The following is a 17,802-nucleotide window of genomic DNA, read 5'->3' on the forward strand; positions in this document are numbered from 1 at the left end:
CCGTGCTCATCGACGACTACGTGGCCGCGCTGCACCGGGCCCTCGCCGGCCCCTCCGGAGCCAAGCGCGACCTGGTCCTCGAGGCGCGCGACAGCCTTGTCGACACCGCCGAGGCCTACGAGGCCGGTGGGCTGGCCCGGCCGGAGGCCGAGCGGCTGGCGGTGGCCGAGTTCGGCGAGCTGCGGGAGGTGGCGCCCGGCTACCAGCGGGAGCTGACCGCGACGGCCGGGCGCAGGCTCGGCGCGCTGCTGTTCGTCAGCGTGCCGCTGACCACGCTGATGTGGAGCCTGGTCTGGGCGTTCTTCCCGGTGCACGCCGCCGACTGGGCCAACCGGCCCGCGTGGTTCCTGACCGTGGCCCGGACACTCGACGTCTTCCACCTGGCCACCGGCGTGCTCGGCGGGCTGGCGCTGCTCGCGCTGACCCGGGGCGCGCGCTGGGTCCGCGGGCCCGAGCGGGTGACCAGGATCCTCGCGCTGTGGGTGTGGGCGATGCTGCCCGTCACGCTGCTGCTGAGCGCCGCCCTGCAGTACGGCTCGCGCGGCCCGGCCGGGTTCTCCGCCTTCCTGCCCGGCGTGATCCTGTCGCTGACCACGCCGGTCCTGAACGGCCTGCAGCTCTACGGCGCGGCCCACTGCCTGCGCCTCACCCGCCGGACCCGCCCGGCCTGACGCCTGCCTACCCGGCGGCCTCGGGCCGCCTGGCGTCCGGCTCGAGCACGCTGCCGATCACGCCGGTGAACTCCCGCCATGCCGACCGCTCGCCCGCCAGCTGCCTGGTGCCCGAGGAGGTCAGCCGGTAGGTGCGCCGCTTGCGTCCGCCGACCGTCGCCCACTCGCTGACCAGGTAGCCGACGCGCTCCAGCCGGCGCAGCGCGGGATAGACGGTGCCCGTCGGCACGGTCAGCGCCCCCCCGCTGCGCGCGGTCAACGCCTCGATGATGGCGTAGCCGTGCAGCGGTTCGTCCTCCAGCACGGAGAGCAGCAGGGCGTCCATGTGCCCGCGAAGCGCGTCGGGATTCACATCGCCCATCCTAGGTCGGCGTGCTGCATGTAGCCAGTCTACATGTAGGCTCTCTATATGTAGGCAGACACAATGCTCGGAGATGATGCTATGGACGTCCTCGACCTGGCCCGGCTGCAGTTCGCGCTGACCGGCAGCCTGCACTTCCTCTTCGTGGTGCTCACGCTGGGCCTGGCCCCCCTCGTGGCGATCATGCACACGCGCTGGGTGCGCTCGGGCAACCCCCTGCACGAGCACATGACCCGCTTCTGGGGCCAGATCTACGTGATCAACTACGCGCTCGGCATCGTCACCGGCCTGGTGATGGAGTTCCAGTTCGGGCTGAGCTGGAGCGGCCTTTCGCACTACGCGGGCGACGTCTTCGGCGCGCCGCTGGCCATGGAGACGCTGATCGCCTTCTTCCTGGAGTCGACCTTCCTGGGCCTGTGGATCTTCGGCTGGCACCGGCTGCGCAAGGGCCTGCACCTGGCCTGCATCTGGATCGTCACCCTGACCGCCTACGGCAGCGCCTTCTTCATCATGGTCGCCAACTCCTTCCTGCAGAACCCGGCCGGCGCCGTGGCCGACGGCGACCGCCTGCGGCTGGCCGACTTCGGCGCGCTGCTGACGAACAAGATGCTGGTCCTGTCCTTCCCGCACGTCATCGGGGCGGGCCTGACGGCGGGCGGGTTCGTGGTGATGGGCGCCAGCGCCTACCAGCTGTTCCGCCGTACCGGCCACGCGGAGTTCTTCACCAGGTCCCTGCGCACGGGCGTCGTGGTGGCGGCCATCGGGGTCCTGGTGGCCGTCGGCACCGGCTACGCGCAGTTCGGCGTCGTCCAGGACGGCAAGTTCCAGGGCAACACCGGCGCGGCGGTGGGGCTGGGCTTCATGACGCTGATCGGCGAGCTGCTGCAGCTGGTCGTGCCGTTCCTGCTGTTGCCCGTCATCTACTGGCTGCCGCGCTGGCGGTGGACCCACCCGATCCTGATGATCATGACGCCGCTGCCGTTCCTGGCGGCCGTCTTCGGCTGGATGGCCAGGGAGATCGGCCGCCAGCCCTGGATGATCTGGGAGCGCCTCAGCGTCGCCGACGCCCTGTCTCCTGGCCTGACCCCGGGCATGGTCACCGCGTCGCTGATCGGCTTCACCGCCGTCCTCGGCCTGCTCGCGGTCGTCGACTACGTCCTGATCGCCCGCGTCGTCCGGCGCGGGCCCGGCGACCTGGCGCTCGGCGCCTGGCCCGCCACCACCGCTGCCGCGCCCGTCCGCCTGGAGGTCTGACATGGACGTCGTCTGGCTCGTCGTCTTCGCCGCGCTGCTCGTGGGCTACTTCGCCCTGGAGGGCTTCGACCTCGGAGCGGGACTGCTGCTGGTGGGCCGCTCCCAGGAACGCAGGGACCGCACGGTCGCCGCCATGGCGCCGTTCGTGCTGGCCAACGAGGTGTGGCTGGTGGCGGTCGCGGGTGTCCTGTTCGGCGCCTTCCCGCTGCTGGAAGGGGAGGTGATCTTCGCCCTCTACCCCTTCGTCGTGGCCATGCTGCTGGGCTGGGTCCTGCGCGACGCGGGTCTGTGGTTCCGCCGCAGGATCGAGGGCCGGGCATGGCGCGCCTGGTGGGACCTGATGATCTGGCTGGGCTCGCTGGTGCTGGCCGCCGGCTGGGGGATGGCCATCGGCCGGCTCGCCGGCCTGCCGTGGATCGCGGGGCTCGGCCTCGGGGCGCTCACCACCGCGCTGTTCGCCTTCCACGGCAGGACCTTCCTGGCGTGGCGGGAGTCCAGGGGGACGGGTCGCGGCCTGGCACTGTCGGCGCTGGCCGCCGCCGCGCCCGTCGTCGTGCTCCTGGCGGCCGCCGCCCCCCACCTGCTGGACAACGCGGCGCCCGCCGCGACACTGAATGTGCTCAGTCTCATGCTGGTCCCGTTCGCGCCGGTCATGGTCGGCGCGCAAGTATGGGTGTGGCGCACCTTCCGGCCAGTCAAGGGCGTCGACCGCATTCCGTCGTTCTTCTAGAGGACCCGTTGCACAAGGACCTACTGCGGCTCATGCGAGCCGAGCGCGCGGTGCGCACGCACCTGACCGTCACCATGGCCGCCGCCGTGCTCGCGGGTCTGCTCGTCCTGGTCCAGGCCGAACTGCTGGCCGGGGTGCTGTCCGGCAGGTTCACCGCCGTGGCGTTGCTGGGGCTGGCGGCGGTGGTGGGGCTGCGCGGCCTGCTGGGCTGGACGCAGGGCATCTTCGCGGCGCGGACGGCCACGGGAGTGAAGTCCGCGCTGCGCCACCGGCTGCTGGCCAGGCTCCAGGAGCTCGGCCCCGCCCGCCTGACCGGCCACCGCTCGGGTGAGCTGGTCACGCTCACCGGGCGCGGACTCGACGCGCTCGACCCCTACCTGACCGGCTACCTGCCCGCCATGGCGGTCGCGGGCGTGGTGCCCGTCGCGGTCCTCATCAGGCTCTTCGCCGCCGACCTCGCCAGCGCGATCATCGTGCTGATCACGCTGCCGCTCATCCCGATCTTCGGAGCGCTGGTCGGCATGCACACCAAGGCCGTCACCGAGCGGCAGTGGCGGGCGCTGTCCAGGCTCGGCGGCCACTTCCTCGACGTGGTGCGCGGCCTGCCCACCCTGCGCGCCTTCGGCAGGGCCCGCCACCAGGCAGGCGTCATCCGGCAGGTGGCCGACGCGCACCGGTCGGCGACCATGCGGACGCTGCGGGTGGCCTTCCTGTCGTCGCTGGTGCTCGAGCTGTGCGCCTCGCTCTCGCTGGCGCTGGTCGCGGTGCCGATCGGGCTGCGCCTGCTCGGCGGCTCCCTCGACCTGACGACGGCGCTGCTGGTGCTGCTGCTGGCGCCGGAGGCGTACCTGCCGCTGCGGATGATGGGGACGCGCTTCCACGCCTCGATGGAGGGAGTCGCGGCGGCCGACGCCGCCTTCGCCGTCCTGGACGACAGCGCCGACCAGGCGGCACCCGCGTCGCCGGCGGCCTCCGCCGCCGCGCGGACCGGTGGCGAGCCTCCGGAGATCCGCCTGGAGAACGTCACCGTCCGCTATCCCGGCCGCGACGACCCCGCGCTGGAGGACGTCTCCCTCGTCATCACCCCCGGCGAGCGTGTGGCGCTGGTCGGCGAGAGCGGCGGCGGCAAGAGCACGCTGCTCCACCTCCTGCTCGGCTTCGTCCGCCCCACCGCGGGCCGCGTGCTCGTCGACGGGACCGACCTGCGCGATCTCGACCTGGCCGCGTGGCGCGACCGGCTGGCGTTCGTGCCCCAGCGGCCGCACCTGTTCACCACCTCCGTCGCCGACAACATCCGCCTGGGCGCCCCCTCGGCCACCCCCGACCAGGTACGGCAGGCCGCCAGGGCCGCGCACGCCGACGAGTTCGTCAGCGCCCTGCCCGCCGGCTACGACACGCAGGTCGGTGAGCGCGGCGCGAACCTGTCCGCGGGCCAGCGGCAGCGGCTCGCCCTCGCCCGCGCGTTCTGCCGGCCGCGGACCGCGGTGCTGCTGCTCGACGAGCCCACCGCCCGGCTGGACGGGCGCAGCGAGGCCGCCGTGGTGGCCGCCACCGCCGAGCTGAGCGAGCAACGCACCGCCGTGATCGTCGCCCACCGCCCTGCGATGATCGAGCTGGCCGACCGGGTGATCCGCATCCAGGAGGGCCGCGTCGTCTCCGACACCGCGGCCCCTCAACCGCCCGCCGCCATCGGTGCGCCCGCCCTCTCCCATGCCCCGGTTCCCTCCGCCACGGCCGCCTCCGCCCGCGGGGCGCGGGATCCCGGCGGGCGCCGTCCACCCGAGGGCGGCACGAGGGACGACAGGACGGCACAGGCGGGAGACGAGCGATGACCACCACGCGGCAGCGGGACCCGCGGGCCGCCGCACCCGGCGAGGGCGGGCGGATGGGCCCCCGCCTGCTCTGGGCCGTGCTCGCCGGCGCGGCCGCCGAGCTGGCCGGCATCGGGCTGACCGCCTCGGCCGCCTGGATGATCACCAGGGCCGCCGAGCAGCCGCCGCTGGCCGCGCTGAGCGTGGCGATCGTGGCGGTAAGGGCCTTCGCCACCAGCAAGGGCGTCTTCCGCTACGCCGAGCGCCTCACCGGGCACGACGTCGCGCTGCGCGCCCAGGCCGCCACGCGCGAACGCCTCTACCAGTCGCTCATCCCGCCCAAGCGGCCGGCGCACGGCGGCGCCGACCTGCTCAGCCGGATGGTCGACGACACCGACGCCGTGCAGGACCTGCTGGTGCGCTGCCTGCTGCCCGCGACGGCCGCGCTCATCACCGCGCTGGCCGCCTTCGCCATCGCGCTCGTCGTCCACCCGGCCGCCGCGCTGGTGCTGCTGGCGGGGCTGGCGGTCGCCGGCGTGCTGCTTCCCGCGGCGACGGTCGCGGCCGCCCGCCGCTGGTCGGCGCGCATCGCCCCGGCGAGGGCCGCGCTGGCCGCCCGGGTGGCCGACCTGGTGCATGGCTCGGCCGACCTGGCCGCCTACGGCGCCGAGGACCGGGCCCTGGCCGACGCCGGGGCCGCCGACGCCGACCTGTCCACGCTCGAACGCCGCCAGGCCCGCGTCCACGCGGCGGCGCTGGCCGCCGGCGTGCTGGTGCAGGGGCTGACGGTGGCCGCCATCGTGCTGCTGGCCCAGAAGACGGGGGCCGACACCGTCGCGACGGCCGTCCTGGCGCTGACGGCGCTGGTCTCCTTCGAACCGGTGCTGCCGCTGGCCGCCGCGGGGGAGAGGTACGCCGGGATCGCGGCCGCGCTGCGCCGGTTGAAGGAGGTCGAGGCGGTTCCGGCCGCCGTCACCGAGCCCGCGGCGCCCGCTCCCGTGCCGGACGGGCCGCTGACGGTCGAGATCGACGACCTGGTCGTCCGGCACGCCCGCCCCGCGCCGCAGGCGGCAGGGGCGCCGGCGCACCCGGCCGACGCCGAGGCTCACGCGGCCGGGCGCGGCGCCGGCTCGGCGAACGGGGCGGCGGCGGTCGACGGGGTGAGCCTGACGCTGACGCCGGGCAGGCGGGTCGCCCTCGTCGGCCCCAGCGGCGCCGGCAAGAGCACCCTGCTCGCCGCGCTGATGCGCCTGGTCGAGCCCGAGTCGGGGGCGATCAGGGTCAACGGCGTCGACATCACCGCCCTCGACTCCGACGACGTCAGGACGCTGATGACCGGGCTCACCCAGGACCCCTACATCTTCCAGACCACGCTGCGCGACAACCTCCGGCTGGCGGGGCCCGGCAGCAGCGAGGAGGAGCGGGAGCGGGCCGTCCGCAGGGCCAGGCTGGAGCGCTGGGTGGCGCGCGTCGGCTGGGACGCCGAGCTCGGCGAGGACGGCAGGACCGTCTCGGGCGGCCAGCTGCAGCGCCTGGCCCTGGCCAGGGCCCTGCTGTACGATCCGCCCGTGCTGCTCCTGGACGAGCCGGCCGAGGCGCTCGACGAGGTGACCGCCGACGAGCTGATGCGCGATCTGCTCGACGTGACGCACGGCCGTACGACGCTGCTGGTCACCCACCGGCTCAAGGGGCTGGAACAGGTGGACGAGATCGTGGTGCTGGAGCAGGGCAGGATCGTCCAGCGGGGTCACCACGACGACCTCGTCCGCGAACCGGGCTACTACCGGGACCTGTGGCAGTCGGAGGCGCTGATCTCGGGATGATCTCAACTCTGTGTTGAAATCCGGGCATTTCTTGCGAATGTGAGTTTCGTCCCGCGAATGTTCTCCCGAACGGATGCGAGGGGGAAGCCGGATGCGCGGCCGGACGGCATGGGTGCTCAAGCGTGCGGTCAGCGAGCCCCTGCTCCCACTGACGGCGTTCGCGGCCATCCTGCTGGCCACGACGACGCTGGTGGCGCTGTCGATCTCCATCTCCGCGGTGGTCGACGTCGGCGTCAGATGGAGCGTGACAAGGGCCGACCGGGCCGGCACCTCGGCGGAGGTCACCCAGTGGATCAGGCGCGCGAGCTTCCCCCAGGCCGACGCCGCCGTGCGCGCCCAGGCGGCGGAGTCCTTCCCCCGGTTCGCCCCGCAAGTGGTCTCGTCCATCACCTCCGGCCCGTACGAGCGGGAGGACGGCGAGCGGCTGGCGTTCGGCACCCGCTCCGACCTCGAGAGCGTCGCCACGCTGGTGGACGGCGCGTGGCCCGCACCGGGTGAGCCGCTGCGGGCGACGCTCTCCCGGGAGACGGCACAGCGGCTGGGCGTCGAGGCGGGCCAGGAGCTGACGCTACGGCGCCGCGAGACGGACCCGCCGCTGAAGGTACTGGTCACCGGCGTGTTCACCGTACGGGGCGAGCCGTATCCCCGCCTCGGCGAGGCCCTCATGGTCCCCCGGACGACGTTCCTGGACCGGTTCGCCGACCAGGTGCTCGGCTACTGGCACGTCACGCCCGACCTGACCGGGGTCTCCACCGCCGACCTGGGCCCGCTCGCGGCGGCGGCCGCGCGGCTGCCCGACCGGCTCAAGGCCAGGCCCGCGTGCGCCGACTGCACGGTGCGCGAGGAACTGTCGGGCTACCTCGCCCAGCTCGACCGCAGCGCCCTGGTCGGCCAGTCGACGATGCTGGTGCCGGTGCTGCAGCTGCTGATCCTGGCGGGGTACTCGCTGATGCTCACCGCCAGGATGCTGGCCGAGCGCCGCCGCATGGAGGTGGCGCTGCTGCGCGCCCGCGGCGCGGGCATGGGCGGGCTGATGGCGCTGAGCCTGACCGAGGCGCTGCTCATCGCGCTGCCGAGCGTGGTGGTCGCCCCCTTCGCCGCGCCCCACGTGCTCAACGGCGTCAGCGGACTGCTGTGGGCCCAGGCGGGCGCCGTCCGGGTGCCGGCGGCGCCCGGACCCGGCACGTTCGCGATCGCGGCGGCCGCGGCGCTGGCCGGAGCGGCGCTGCTGGCGGCCGCGGCGGTGCGCAGCGCCCGCCGTTCCTACGTCGAGGAGCAGGCGGCGCGCGGGCGCGGCGAGCGCAGGGGCGTGCTGGCCAGGGCGGGCGGCGACGTCGCCCTGCTCGTGGTGGCGGGCCTGGCCGTCTGGCAGCTGACCAGGTACGGCTCGCCCGTCACCGCCACGGCTCAGGGCGCGCTCGGGATCGACCCGATGCTCGTCACCGGGCCCGCGCTGGCGCTGCTGAGCGGCGGCATGCTCGGCATGCGCCTGGTGCCGTGGACCTCCAGGCTCGTCGCGGCGTTCACCGCGCGGCGCGCCACGCTGGCCCCCGCGCTCGGCGCCTGGCAGGTCAGCCGCCGCCCCCTGCGCTACGCCGGCCCCGCCCTGCTGCTGACCATGGCCGTGGCCATCGGGGTGCTGTCGATCATCACCACGACCACGTGGGAGTCGTCGCAACGCGACCAGGCCGCCCACCGGGTGGGCGCCGACCTGCGGATCTCCCCGGCCGCAGGGCAGGGCGAGGTGGGCGGGCCCGGCGCGGGCAGGCTGTACGCCGCGCTGCCCGGCGTGCGCGCCGTCAGCCCGGCCGTCCGCGACTCGGTGGCGATCGGCTCAGGCTCGGCCGAGCTGCTCGCGCTCGACGCCGACCGGCTCGACCGCGTCATGAACCTGCGCGCGGACCTGTCGGCCACCTCGCTGACCGACATCGCCAAGGCGCTCAGGGCCGGGCGGCCCGCGCTCGGTTCGGTGCCGATCCCCGGCACGCCGGCCGAGCTGTCCGTGCTCGTCCGCACCGAGGCGCCCGCCCCGCTGGAGGCCGAGATCCTGGTCAGTGACGCCGACGGCGTCCGCTGGCGGCTGGAGCTGGCCGACGGAGGAACGGGCGGCGAGCGGACGCTGGTGGCCGACCTGGCCGCGCTCGCGGGCCGCTCGGGCAGGATCGCCTACCCGCTGGCCCTGCGCGGATTCGCCTTCGGCCGGACGCCCGCCCCCGTCGTGGTCGCCGCCCTCCGCGCGGGCCAGGCCGACGTCCGGCTGCCCGGCGACCTGGTCTGGTCCGGGTTCGAGCAGGTCGGCCGGGTCCAGGGCGGCGGCGTCGGCGAGGGGAGCGCCAAGCCGGTCCGCGCCGAGCAGGGGACGCTGTTCGGGCTCGACGCCGTGCCGGAACGCGGCAGGGCGGTGGTGCTGGCCGTACCGCGTGACCTGCCGCCGGAGCGGGTCTTCGGCGCCACCGTCGGCGGCAGGGCCACGCTGCCCCAGCCGCTGCCCGTCGTCGTCACCGACGAGCTGGCGGCCGAGGAGAAGCTGGCGCCCGGCATGCGGCTGTTCCTGCCGTTCGACGCCACCACCTCGGGGCTCGTCGTGGTGGCCGTCGTCGACAGCCTGCCCGGCATGACCGTCGGCCAGGCGGGAGTCCTCGTGGACCTGCCCACGCTCGCCGACAGGAACCTGCTCACCGTCACCGCCCCGCCCAGGGTCACCGAGTGGTGGGCGGCGACCCGCGACGGCGATCCCAGCGCCGCCGTCGCGGCGTTGGCCGCCCACCCCGGCTGGAGCTCCCACGTCGTCGACAGGCAGGCGGTCTTCGCCGAGTTGCGCGACGATCCGCTGGCGGGCGGCCTGCAGGGGGCCCTGCTGATCGGTTTCGGCGCCGCGGTGATCTTCGCGGGGCTCGGCTTCGCGGTCAGCGCGGCCGTCGCCGCCCGCGAACGCGCGGCCGAGCTCGGACTGCTGCACGCGCTCGGGGTCAGCTTCCGCCAGGTGCTCGGGCTGCTGGCCGTCGAGCAGACGTTCCTGATCGGGCTCGGCCTGGCGGGCGGCACCCTGCTGGCCGGCGGCACGGCGGCCGTCGTGGTGCCGCACCTGGTGCTGTCCGGGCAGGTCACGGCGGTGACCCCGCCGGTACGGCTGGACATCCCGTGGGCGGCCACCGCGCTCCTGCTCGCGGTCATCGCAGCGGCGCTGTTCGCGATCGTGGCCGCGCTCGCCGGCTCGCTGCGCCGCCGTGGCCGGGTGCGGGCCCGGCACGTCGGGGAGGACGCATGACCGTCATCGGGCTGGCGGCGCGCCTGGCGCTGCTGCACCGGGGGATCGCCGCGCTGCTCGGCGCGCTGGTGCTCAGCATGACGCTGCTGGGCGGCGCGCTGCCCAGGGTGTTCGAGGCCTCCTACGAGCGCTCGCTGCACCAGGCCGTCGGCCAGACCAGACCCGAGCTGCTGGAGATCGGCGTCGACGCGCAGTCGGTCGCGCTCGGCGGACGGCCCGCCGACGCGGCGGCGCTGGCCGCGCGTACGGACGCCCTCCGCAAGGCCATGCCGCCCGCGCTCGCCTCGCTCGTCGGCGAGGTCACCTACGGCGTGAGCACCAACCGGCTCAGGCTCGCCGGCCACGCCGGGCACGAGCCACGCGCCGACAACTTCGTCGACCTGGCGTGGAACAGCGGCGCCGCCCAGCGGGTCCGCTACGTCAAGGGCGTCCCCCCGTCGAAGGTGGCCACCGGGCCCAACCCGCTGACCGCCGGCTCGATGCCCAACCCGCGCCAGGACCCGGCCGTGGCCGTCATGCTGGACCGGCCCCGGGTCACCACCGTCGAGGTCGGCCTGCCCAAGGACGTCACCGAGCTGATGGGCCTCGACGTCGGCTCCCTGATCGTCTCGGCGGGAGAGGTCCTCATCGAGGTCACCGGGCTGTACGAGCCGATCGACCCGGCCGACCCGTTCTGGTCGGCGTTCCCCTCGATGGGCCGCGTCTACATCCCCAACCCCGGCGCCAACGCGGCCTCCTTCGTTGTCACGGGCCTGGCCGACCGGCAGGTGGTCGCGGTGCTCAGCCAGGTCAGGGAGCGGATGAACTACCGCTGGGCGTTCCCGGCGCGGCCGGCGGCCTTCACCATCGAGGGCGCTCCGCTGATCAGGCCCGGCCTCGACGCCTTCACGGCGGCCGCCCGCCGCATGTCGACGCCGGTCATGCCGTACCGGGTGAACAGCCGGTTGCCCCAGGTGACCGACGAGTTCCTCGGCAAGCTCGGTACCACCCAGACCCTCATGGGGCTGCAGCTCGTGGGGCTGTTCGCGGTCGCCTTCGGGGTGGTGGCGCTGGTGCTCGGCCTGCTGCTCGACCGCGTCGCCGCCGGCCTGGTGGCCGCCAGGGCCAGGGCCGCCTCGGCGGCCCAGTTCACGGCCATCGGCGCGACGGTGATCCTGCTGGCCGTCGTCCCCGGCGCGCTCCTCGGCTTCGGGCTGTCGCGGCTGGTGCCGGGCCTGGACAGCGCGATGTCCCTGCTGCCGGCGCCGCTGCTGGCGCTGGCCGCCGTCCTGTACGGCACCGGCCGCCTGCTGCTGGCCCACCGCGGCCCGCTCGCCGAGCACCGCGCCGACCTCGTCGCCAGGCCGTTCACGCCGCGCAGGCTCGTCGTCGACGCCCTCGTCGTCGTCCTGGCCGCGGCGGCCGGCTACCTGGCGATCAGCCGGGGCGTGACGGCCGCCCGGCCAGGCGCGGGCGGCGACCCGCTCCTGGTGGCCGCGCCCACCACGGTCGCGGTCGCCTGCGCGCTCGTCCTGCTGTGGGGTTACCCGTTCCTGCTGCGCCTGCTGTCCATGGCCGCCGCCAGGAGCAGGCGCGCGGTGCTGTTCCTGGCGGTCGCCGCGGCCGCCCGGTCCAGGACCGCCGCCACGCTGCCCGCGCTGATCCTGGTGCCCGCGCTCACCATGTCGGTCTACGGCGCGCTCACCCTGGACGCGCTGGCCGCGGGGCAGAGCGCCGCGGCCTGGCAGCGGACCGGCGCCGACGCCAAGGTGTCGGTCGGCGACGGCACCATCACGCCCCGGCAGGTCGAGCAGGTGCGCAGGCTGCCGGGCGTGCGTGAGGTCATCCCCGTCGAGCTGCGCGCGGGGCGCCTGTCCGGCGGCACGCTCGCCTTCACCTACCTGCGCATGGACACCGCCGCCTACGCCCGGCGCCTCGGCGCGGCCCCGCCCGCCGTGTCGGCGCCCGTCGCCGCCGCCGACCGCGCCGCCGGCTCCAAGGCGGGCACCGGCGCGCCCGTCCTGGTCACCAGGGGCCTGGGCACGGCACGCGCCAGACCTGTCGTGCTGTCGGGCGACGACACCGCGCCCGTCGTCGTCGACCACGTCGGCTTCCTCGAGCGCTTCCCCGGCGTGGATCCCGCCGGTGAGCTGCTCGTGCTGCCCACCTCGGTGCTGCCGGAGGCGAAGGCGGCGCTGCGCCCCAACCAGCTGTTCGTCTTCGGCGAGGGGATCCGGGCCGCCGCGCTGGAGAAGGCGCTCGGCGCCTGGGCGGTGGCCGGCACCCGCGAGGCCGACCTGGCCGCGATCGTGTCGACCCCGCTCACCAGGACGATCACCCTGGCCTTCCGGCTGTCGGCCCTCGTGCTGGCCCTCTACTCGCTGCTGGCCGTCTGGGTCACCGTCGTGTCGGGCGGCGCCGAACGGCGGCGCGGCCTGTCCTACCTGTCCACGATGGGGATGTCCGCCGGGCAGGCGCGGGCGGTGACGCTCGGCGAGGTCGCCCCCCTCGTGGTGACGGCCGCGCCGGCGGGGATCCTGCTCGGCACCGCCTTCCCGGCCCTGTTCGGCGCGGGCGTGGACCTGAGCGGATACGCCGGCGGCCTGCCCGTGGGCCACGCCGGCACCTGGACGACCCCGCTGCTGCTGGGCGCAGGGATCACCGCCGTCGCGCTGCTCGGGGCCGTCGCGCACGTCGCGGTGTCGGGCCGGCGCCGCGTCGGTGTGGCGCTGCGGGTGGGGGAATGAGCGTGTAATGCTTGAGGTTCTAACGGATGCAAGCATGACGACGATATGAGGAGCCACTTGTGGCGACCATCGAAGTAACCGACCAGAACTTCAACGACATCGCCGACAAGGGGATCGTGCTGCTCGACTTCTGGGCGGCGTGGTGCGGGCCGTGCCGTACCTTCGGGCCGATCTTCGAGCAGGCCTCGGAGCGGCACGCCGACGTGACGTTCGGCAAGATCGACACCGAGGCGCAGCCGGGGCTGTCGGAGGGGTTCGAGATCACCTCCATCCCGACGATCATGGCGATCCGTGATGGCATCGTCGTCTTCGCCCAGCCGGGCGCCCTTCCCGCGCCGGCCCTCGAAGACCTCATCGGGCAGGTCAAGGCGCTTGACATGGACGCCATCAGGGCCGAGCTGGCGCAGGAGATGGGCGCCGCTCCCGAGCAGAACTGACGCCGGACGCCCCTGAGCCCCCTGCCCGAGCAGGGGGCTCCGCCGTGTCAGCGCAGCACGCCGACGCCCGCGTAGCCGACCGATCCGGCGCTGTCGCCGACCAGCGGCGGGTGCTCGGGGCGCCAGTCGGTGGGGAAGACCAGGCCGGGCTCGACCAGCTCGTAGCCGTCGAAGAAGCGCTCGATCTGCTCCCTGGTCCGCAGGTTGAGCGCGGCGGTGGCCCGCTTGTAGACCTCCAGCGCCTCGGGCGTGGTGTCCGGCTTGGCGTCGATGGCGTGGCTGATGACCAGGTGACTGCCCGGCACACTGGCCTCGCGCAGGGCGCCGACGAGAGGGTGGGCCTCGGCGTCGGGCAGGAAGTGCAGGACGGCGAGCATGAGGAAGGCCACCGGGCGGGTGAAGTCGATCAGCTCGCCGAGCTCGACGAGCAGCTTGTCCGGCTCCCGCACGTCCCCGTGGAGCATGGTCACGTTCGCGCCGTCGGCCAGCAGCGCCCTGCCGTGCGCGCACACGACGGGGTCGTAGTCGACGTAGACGACCGTCGCGCCGGGCGCGCTCTCGTGGGTGTTGCCCTGGGTGGGCAGGCCCGAGCCGAGGTCGACGATCTGGTCGACGCCCTGGGCGACCAGATGGCGGACGGCCCGGCCGAGGAAGGCGCGGTTCTCCCTGGCCGACTGCCTGGTGTCGGGGAACAGCTGGAGGATCTGGTCGGCGGCCGCCCGGTCGGCGGCGAAGTTGTTCTTGCCGCCGAGGTAGTAGTCGTACATCCGCGCGACGTTGGGGACGTTGGGGTCCACTCCCTCAGGCGCCGGCTGACCATCCACGATGTCTCCCGAGATATCCGATGATTTCCAGGCGATCATAGAAGACGATTCGGTTTCACGTCCGCCGTACCCGCCACTTGCCGGGCCGCCCCGGCGCTCCCGCGAGGGTGGTCAGGAGAGCCGGCGCGGTCAGAACCGCGAGCGACACGAAGGCCCCGGAGGTCCCACCGGACGGACCCGCGAGACGCCGAACGCCCGCCCCCGGAAGGAGGCGGGCGTCGCGCGCTGAGGCGGGTCAGACCGACCGGTACAGCTCCGCCACACGGAAGGCCAGGTCCAGCGACTGGCTCCGGTTGAGGCGGGGGTCGCACGCCGTCTCGTACCGCAGGGCCAGATCGTCCTCGACGATCTCCTGCCCGCCGCCCACGCACTCGGTGACGTCGTCGCCGGTGAACTCGATGTGGATGCCGCCCGGGTGGGTGCCCAGCGCCCGGTGCACCTCGAAGAAACCGGCCACCTCGTCCAGCACGTCGTCGAGCCGCCGCGTCTTGTGACCGCTCGGGGCCTCGAAGGTGTTGCCGTGCATCGGGTCGCAGAGCCACGCCACCTGCGCGCCCGACGCGTTCACCTTCTCCACCAGCAGCGGCAGGTGCTCACGGATCTTGGAGGCGCCCATCCGGGTGATGAACGTCAGCCGGCCCGCCTCGTTCTTCGGGTTGAGCTTGTCGATGAGCGCGAGCGCCTCCTCGGGCGTCGTCGTCGGCCCCAGCTTCACCCCGATGGGGTTGCGGATGCGGGAGAAGAACTCCACGTGCGCCCCGTCGAGCTGGCGGGTGCGCTCGCCGATCCAGACCATGTGCGCCGACACGTCGTACGGCAGGCCGGTGCGCGAGTCGACCCGGGTGAGCGCCCTGTCGTAGTCGAGGATGAGCGCCTCGTGCGAGGAGTAGAACTCCACCGTGTGGAACTCCTCGGGGTCGGCCCCGCAGGCCCGCATGAACGCCAGCGCCTGGTCGATCTCGCGGGCCAGCTGCTCGTAGCGGCGCCCCGCGGGCGACTCGGCCACGAAGTCCTGGTTCCAGGCGTGGACCTGGCGCAGGTCGGCGTAACCGCCCTTGGTGAAGGCGCGGGCCAGGTTGAGCGTGACGGCGGAGGAGTGGTAGGCGCGCAGCAGCCGCCACGGGTCGGGCTCGCGCGACTCGGCGGTGAACTCGAACCCGTTGACCATGTCGCCGCGGTAGGCGGGCAGCTCCACGCCGTCGCGGGTCTCGGTGCCCTTGGAGCGGGGCTTGGCGAACTGCCCGGCCAGGCGGCCGATCTTGACCACGGGGACCTTGGCGGCGTAGGTGAGCACGATCGCCATCTGGAGCAGCGTCTTGAGCTTGTTGCGCACGTTGTCGGCGGTCGCCCCGGCGAAGGTCTCGGCGCAGTCGCCGCCCTGCAGGACGAACGCCTCGCCCCTGGCGACGGCCGCCAGCTGGGCCTTCAGCTGGTCGCACTCGCCGGCGAAGACGAGCGGAGGCAGTCCGCCGAGCTCGGCGACCACCTTCTCGAGCTCGCTGCGGTCGGGCCAGTCGGGCTGCTGGGCCGCGGTCAGAGTGCGCCAGGCGTCAAGGTTGCTCACGGCATATGAGGGTATTCCACCTGCCCCCCGCACGCCGAGCTCGGCGTCCACGTTGTGAGAACGCGGCGACGCCGGTTCCCCGTGGCCGACGCCGCGAACGCCCGCCGGAAGGGACCTGCGCGCGTGCGGCGTGTCATGTCACCTGGAGGCCACATGTTCGGGACGGACGCCGTTGCCGATGAAGGTCCTGGTCAACCTGTTGATCACCGGGATCCGCGCCAGCTCGGGCACCCGGGTCAGCCGCAGCGATCCCTCCAGCGCGGGCGCGATGAGCCGCTTCTGCGCCACCCGCTGGGCGAACTGCGTCACCACGGTCGGGAACATGCGGCGCCGCTGCACCGCGGCCACCGCGGACGGGCCGTGCTTCAGGACGAGGTTGGCCGTGGCGACCGCGTCCTGCACCGCCAGGTTGATCCCCACGCCGAACACCGGCGACATCGCGTGCGCCGCGTCGCCGATGCACAGGAAGCCCGGCCGGTACCACCGGCGCAGCCGGTTCAGCGCGACGGTGAGCACGCTGACGTCGTCGAAGCTTCCCAGCAGCGGAACCCGATCGGCCAGGAACGGCAGCAGCCGGCCGACGTGGTGGCGCAGCTCCTCGATGCCCGCGGCGCGCAGCCGCTCGGCCCCTCCCTTGGGGATGACGTAGCCGAGCTGCCAGTAGGTCTCCCTGTTGATCGCGACCAGGAGCCGGCCCGTCGAGACGCGCAGGAACGTCTCACCCGGGTCGCCGTCCTCGCGCGGCATCCTGAACCAGACGACGTCCATGGGCGCGCCCATCTCCACCGGCGCCAGCCCGGCCGCCACACGCAGGGTCGAGCCGCGCCCGTCGGCGGCCACCGTCAGGTCGGCGCGCAGCTCGTGCTCGCCGTCCTTGTCGTGGTAGCGCAGGCCGCGGACCGTGCCGCCATCGCGGATCAGGCCGTTCGCCTCGGCGTTCATGAGCAGCCGGAACGAGGGGTACTTCGCGGCCTCGGCGGTGAGGAGGTTGAGGAAGTCCCACTGCGGGACGAAGGCGATGTAGTCGTAGCCCCCGCGCAGCCCGCGCAGGTCGGCCAGCCGACTGGCTCCCGTGTCGGTCACCAGCGTCAGCCCGTACGCCTTGCGGTGCGGTATCCGGTGGAAGGCCTCGGCCAGGCCGATCTCGTCCAGCACCCGCAGCGTCGACGGGTGGATGGTGTCCCCCCGGAAGTCGCGCAGGAAGTCGGCGTGTTTCTCCAGCAGCGTCACCTCGACGCCGGCTCGGGCGAGCAGCAGGGCGAGCATCGCGCCCGCGGGGCCGCCGCCTGCTATCACACAGCGCATGAATTCAGCATGCGTTGAAATCTGTCCGGGCGCAAGAGTGGCAGGTCAGGCGAAGTCGGGCGGCGTGCCGTACCGGGCGGTCCACGCCCGGTACGGCACGCCGCGCGCGGCCACGGCACGATGCGCCGCCACGGCCGCTGCCAGCACGCTCGCCGACTGCGCGGCGACGGGACCCGCGCTGCGCCACAGCAGCACGTGCCGCATCCACAGCGGATTGCCCCTCAGCGGCAGCACGGTCACCGCGGGCCCGGCGTCGTAGAGCGCCTGGCAGGCCGAGACCGCGTGTCCCGCGCCGACCAGCTCCCGCCGCACCCCCGCCTCGACCATCTGGTAGCGCGCCCGCGGCGAGAACCCCGCCGCCGTGCACGCCTCCAGCAGGTGCTCGGGCCAGCCCATCCCGTCCGAGGGCGGCAGCACCCACTGCTCGCCCGCCAGCTCCGCCAGGTCCACCTCGGTACGGCCGGCCAGAGGATGGCCCGACGACAGCGCGACGAAGACCGGTTCGACCGCGACCACGCCGAGCCCCAGCGAGGCGTGCGCCCGCAGCGCGTGCCCCGGGTAGTCGGCCACGAGCGCCACGTCCAGCCGGTCGTTGGCCACCATGTCCACCAGCACCCTGACGAAGTGCTCGGTCTGCAGCGTGATGCGCGAGTCCGGCAGCGTCCTCGACAGGCTCTCCAGCAGGGTGACGACGATCGGGTTCTCGAAGCTGCCGACGCGCACCACCGGATGCGCGGGCGGGCGCGCCTGCAGCAGGTCGTCCATGCCGGCGATGACGGAGCGTGCCCTGGCCAGCACGAACTCCCCGAAGGCGGTCAGCGAGACGCCGGTGTGGTCGCGTTCGAAGACCGGGCCGCCGAGCGCCTGCTCGATGCGGCGCAGCTGGGCGGTCAGCGCCGGCTGCGAGACCCCGAGCGACGCCGCGGCCTGGTGACGCTGCCCTGGTCGGCGATGGCCCGCAGCACCCTCAGATGCCTCAGCTCCAACTGCATTTCCGGACCATAACACTGGAGTTATCCAGATATGGG

At 74.0% G+C, this 17,802-nt stretch carries 13 protein-coding genes; 8 read left to right on the plus strand and 5 right to left on the minus strand.

The genetic code is table 11. The annotated features are described in order from the left end of the window. Nucleotides 1-2 precede the first annotated feature (2 nt). Entirely contained in the window at nucleotides 3-671 is a 669-nt protein-coding gene (locus ACWDLG_RS29425; protein WP_354912490.1) for a permease prefix domain 1-containing protein, read from the plus strand. 7 nt (nucleotides 672-678) lie between these two features. Here the strand turns inward: ACWDLG_RS29425 and ACWDLG_RS29430 are convergent, their stop codons facing one another. Beyond that, complete coding sequence (locus tag ACWDLG_RS29430) at nucleotides 679-1,023, minus strand: helix-turn-helix transcriptional regulator (RefSeq protein WP_449925993.1); 345 nt, start codon at nucleotides 1,021-1,023, stop codon at nucleotides 679-681. A 90-nt stretch (nucleotides 1,024-1,113) separates the two neighbouring features. On the opposite strand from ACWDLG_RS29430, the gene ACWDLG_RS29435 reads away from it, so the two are divergent. From ACWDLG_RS29435 to ACWDLG_RS29465, 7 genes are all read left to right on the plus strand, one after another. Continuing rightward, nucleotides 1,114-2,286 carry a cytochrome ubiquinol oxidase subunit I gene (locus tag ACWDLG_RS29435; RefSeq protein ID WP_449925996.1) on the plus strand — a complete coding sequence of 391 codons (1,173 nt, stop codon included), beginning with the start codon at nucleotides 1,114-1,116 and terminating at the stop codon, nucleotides 2,284-2,286. A 1-nt stretch (nucleotide 2,287) separates the two neighbouring features. Next, a complete protein-coding gene (locus tag ACWDLG_RS29440; protein WP_449925999.1) occupies nucleotides 2,288-3,016 on the plus strand; it encodes a cytochrome d ubiquinol oxidase subunit II in 729 nt (242 codons plus the stop codon). 32 nt (nucleotides 3,017-3,048) lie between these two features. Beyond that, nucleotides 3,049-4,848: a thiol reductant ABC exporter subunit CydD gene (gene cydD / locus ACWDLG_RS29445; RefSeq protein ID WP_449926002.1), complete on the plus strand. Its 1,800-nt coding sequence runs from the start codon at nucleotides 3,049-3,051 to the stop codon at nucleotides 4,846-4,848. Then, nucleotides 4,845-6,650 carry a thiol reductant ABC exporter subunit CydC gene (cydC, locus tag ACWDLG_RS29450; protein WP_449926005.1) on the plus strand — a complete coding sequence of 602 codons (1,806 nt, stop codon included), beginning with the start codon at nucleotides 4,845-4,847 and terminating at the stop codon, nucleotides 6,648-6,650. The genes cydD and cydC overlap by 4 nt, the downstream gene beginning before the upstream one ends. A gap of 91 nt (nucleotides 6,651-6,741) precedes the next feature. After that, nucleotides 6,742-9,918: an FtsX-like permease family protein gene (locus ACWDLG_RS29455; protein ID WP_449926008.1), complete on the plus strand. Its 3,177-nt coding sequence runs from the start codon at nucleotides 6,742-6,744 to the stop codon at nucleotides 9,916-9,918. Further along, the gene (locus tag ACWDLG_RS29460; protein WP_449926011.1) at nucleotides 9,915-12,644 is read left to right on the plus strand and encodes an FtsX-like permease family protein; all 2,730 of its coding nucleotides are present in this window, start codon (nucleotides 9,915-9,917) and stop codon (nucleotides 12,642-12,644) included. The genes ACWDLG_RS29455 and ACWDLG_RS29460 overlap by 4 nt, the downstream gene beginning before the upstream one ends. Before the next feature lie 59 nt (nucleotides 12,645-12,703). Then, complete coding sequence (locus ACWDLG_RS29465) at nucleotides 12,704-13,081, plus strand: thioredoxin family protein (protein WP_449926013.1); 378 nt, start codon at nucleotides 12,704-12,706, stop codon at nucleotides 13,079-13,081. Nucleotides 13,082-13,128: 47 nt separating this feature from the next. Here ACWDLG_RS29465 and ACWDLG_RS29470 read toward each other — a convergent pair whose 3' ends face one another. The 4 genes from ACWDLG_RS29470 to ACWDLG_RS29485 all read right to left on the minus strand — a co-directional run bounded on the left by ACWDLG_RS29470 (nucleotide 13,129) and on the right by ACWDLG_RS29485 (nucleotide 17,782). Then, the gene (locus tag ACWDLG_RS29470) at nucleotides 13,129-13,905 is read right to left on the minus strand and encodes an SAM-dependent methyltransferase (protein ID WP_449926016.1); all 777 of its coding nucleotides are present in this window, start codon (nucleotides 13,903-13,905) and stop codon (nucleotides 13,129-13,131) included. Nucleotides 13,906-14,140: 235 nt separating this feature from the next. Further along, nucleotides 14,141-15,469: a class II 3-deoxy-7-phosphoheptulonate synthase gene (locus tag ACWDLG_RS29475; RefSeq protein ID WP_354912471.1), complete on the minus strand. Its 1,329-nt coding sequence runs from the start codon at nucleotides 15,467-15,469 to the stop codon at nucleotides 14,141-14,143. Between the two features lie 138 nt (nucleotides 15,470-15,607). Then, nucleotides 15,608-16,774, minus strand: coding sequence for an FAD-dependent oxidoreductase (locus ACWDLG_RS29480; protein WP_449926021.1), 1,167 nt, complete (start codon nucleotides 16,772-16,774; stop codon nucleotides 15,608-15,610). Nucleotides 16,775-16,819: 45 nt separating this feature from the next. Next, entirely contained in the window at nucleotides 16,820-17,782 is a 963-nt protein-coding gene (locus tag ACWDLG_RS29485) for a LysR family transcriptional regulator (protein WP_449926023.1), read from the minus strand. Between the last annotated feature and the right edge of the window lie 20 nt (nucleotides 17,783-17,802).

This window comes from Nonomuraea sp. NPDC003727, assembly GCF_053586935.1.

Coding starts and splice junctions, on each gene's coding strand:
- ACWDLG_RS29435 (WP_449925996.1), top strand. CDS start 1,114: ATGGACGTCCTCGACCTGGCCCGGCTGCAGTTCGCGCTGACCGGCAGC.
- ACWDLG_RS29440 (WP_449925999.1), top strand. CDS start 2,288: ATGGACGTCGTCTGGCTCGTCGTCTTCGCCGCGCTGCTCGTGGGCTAC.
- cydD (WP_449926002.1), top strand. CDS start 3,049: ATGCGAGCCGAGCGCGCGGTGCGCACGCACCTGACCGTCACCATGGCC.
- cydC (WP_449926005.1), top strand. CDS start 4,845: ATGACCACCACGCGGCAGCGGGACCCGCGGGCCGCCGCACCCGGCGAG.
- ACWDLG_RS29455 (WP_449926008.1), top strand. CDS start 6,742: ATGCGCGGCCGGACGGCATGGGTGCTCAAGCGTGCGGTCAGCGAGCCC.
- ACWDLG_RS29460 (WP_449926011.1), top strand. CDS start 9,915: ATGACCGTCATCGGGCTGGCGGCGCGCCTGGCGCTGCTGCACCGGGGG.
- ACWDLG_RS29480 (WP_449926021.1), bottom strand. CDS start 16,774: ATGCGCTGTGTGATAGCAGGCGGCGGCCCCGCGGGCGCGATGCTCGCC.